This is a genomic window from Rhodoferax sp. UBA5149, assembly GCF_002413825.1.
In the GTDB taxonomy this organism is placed as follows: domain Bacteria; phylum Pseudomonadota; class Gammaproteobacteria; order Burkholderiales; family Burkholderiaceae_C; genus Rhodoferax.
In genome coordinates this window covers 3,950-5,941 of sequence record NZ_DHXT01000185.1, presented here as the reverse complement: position 1 = coordinate 5,941, position 1,992 = coordinate 3,950, and the positions used below count along the sequence as shown (strand labels likewise).

Sequence of the window (1,992 nt, the reverse complement as noted above, 5' to 3'; positions counted from 1 at the left end):
CCGGTGCAACTCTCGGTGCACCAATTGATTGCCGAGCTGTACGAGGGCGTCGATTGGGTGCTGGTGGAAGGCTTCAAGGATTCCGATTTGCTCAAGATCGAGGTCTGGCGGGCGCTCTCGGCCAAACCCACCCGCTACCTGGACGATGATTTCATCGTCGCCATTGCCACCGATTCGCCAGACGAACTGCCCCATGCCACCCTGCGACCGGTGCTGGACATCAACGATGCCGAGCAGATCGTGAACTGGTTGACGGCCAACGAAGCCCGCTTTGACTACTGCCCGGAGATCTTTGCATGAATGCACCACGCCCCGCCCTGAAGCCGCTCGATGATGCCCTGGCCGAATTGCTGGCGTTCGCCACTGTCTTGAGTGGTGTGGAGTCGGTCTCGACCTTTGAGGCCGATGGCCGTGTGCTGGCGCAAGACGTGGTGTCAGCCTTGCATGTACCGCCGCAGGACAACAGTTCCATGGATGGCTACGCCGTGCGCGGCGCTGATGTGTTGCGGGCGCAGGCCCAGGCGCAGGGCGTGCTGCCGGTGTCGCAGCGCATTGCGGCCGGGTCGGCTGGCGAAGCGCTGGCGCCCATGAGTGCGGCCCGAATTTTCACCGGTGCGCCGATCCCGCTTGGGGCGGACGCGGTCGTGATGCAGGAAGACTGCGAAGTGCTGCCGGCCGACGGCGTTCTGCCGGGCGGCGCCGTGCGCATCAAGGCCATGCCGGCGCCGGGCCAGTGGATTCGCCGCGCCGGTGAGGATGTCGCACTGGGCTCGACCGTGCTCTCAAAAGGAGAGCGCCTCACGCCCGCTTCACTAGGGCTGGCGGCCAGTATTGGCATGAATCTGCTGCCGGTGGTGCGGCGCCCCCGGGTCGCTTTGTTCTCTACCGGTGACGAGCTGGTGATGCCCGGTGACGTGGCGCCAGGGCAGATGAAGCCCGGCACGATTTACAACTCCAACCGTTTCTTCTTGAGGGCGCTGCTGCTGCGCCTGGGCTGCGAGGTGAGCGACCTCGGCATCGTGCCGGATCGGCTGGACGCCACCGTGCAAGCCCTGCAACAGGCGGCGCAGCAACACGATCTGATTCTGACCAGCGGCGGCGTCTCGGTCGGGGAAGAAGACCACATCAAACCTGCCGTGCAGGCGCTGGGGTCGCTCGATCTGTGGCAGATCGCCATCAAGCCCGGCAAGCCGTTTGCCTACGGACGCGTGCAGCAGGCCCACTTCATCGGCCTGCCGGGCAACCCGGTGTCGAGCTTCATCACCTTCTTGCTGCTGGTGCGCCCGTTTTTGCTCAAGCTCCAGGGTGTCACCCAGCTTGCTACTAAATCAATAGCTGTCCCCGCCCATTTCACGTGGGCTAGAGCCGATAAACGTCGTGAGTTCTTGCGCGTGCGACGCAATCCGGCGGGTGGACTGGATCTGTTTGCCAACCAAAGCTCGGGCGTGCTGACCTCCGCCGTCTGGGCCGATGGCATAGTGGACAACCCGCCCGGTCAGACCATCCAGCACGGGGATGTGGTCCGGTTTATTCTTTTTCCGGAGGTGCTGGGATGAAGCTCACGGTGAAGTATTTCGCGTCCATCCGGGAGACCCTTGGCGTGTCCAGTGAAGTGGTGGACACCAGCGCGCCCACCCTTGCGGCCTTGCGTGATGAATTGATTGCCTTGGGCGGCGCCCATTCTGAGAGCCTGGCACGTGGCAGGGCCGTGCGCATGGCGCTCAACCAGGTGATGAGCGACGAGTCTGCAGCGTTGCTGGACGGCGCAGAAGTCGCCCTCTTCCCGCCGGTGACGGGCGGCTAAACCCAATACGGGTCAGCGAGCCTCCGACTGCCACAAGCTGGCGCTGAGCCAGCGGGTGGGCGAGCGCGGCGGGCGTCCGTGCCGGGTCGCTTGCGCGCTCGCGCACGTCTGAATTCGCGCCGAGGTACCCCGGCGTTAACCCTGTCACTGGCGAGCCCCGTCTGTGGCAAGCGCGAATTGGCTCCAGC

Annotated in this window: 3 protein-coding genes; all 3 read left to right on the top strand. The window is 64.6% G+C overall.

The genetic code is table 11. The features are described 5' to 3' along the window. On the top strand, window positions 1-300 hold a 300-nt coding region (locus B3V69_RS16675; RefSeq protein ID WP_296448127.1), incomplete at its 5' end, for a molybdopterin-guanine dinucleotide biosynthesis protein B. Beyond that, on the top strand, window positions 297-1,556 hold the full coding sequence (gene glp / locus B3V69_RS16670) for a gephyrin-like molybdotransferase Glp (RefSeq protein WP_296448126.1): 1,260 nt from the start codon (window positions 297-299) through the stop codon (window positions 1,554-1,556). The genes B3V69_RS16675 and glp, both read left to right, overlap by 4 nt. Continuing rightward, window positions 1,553-1,804: a MoaD/ThiS family protein gene (locus B3V69_RS16665; RefSeq protein ID WP_296448125.1), complete on the top strand. Its 252-nt coding sequence runs from the start codon at window positions 1,553-1,555 to the stop codon at window positions 1,802-1,804. The genes glp and B3V69_RS16665 overlap by 4 nt, the downstream gene beginning before the upstream one ends. Window positions 1,805-1,992: the final 188 nt, after the last annotated feature.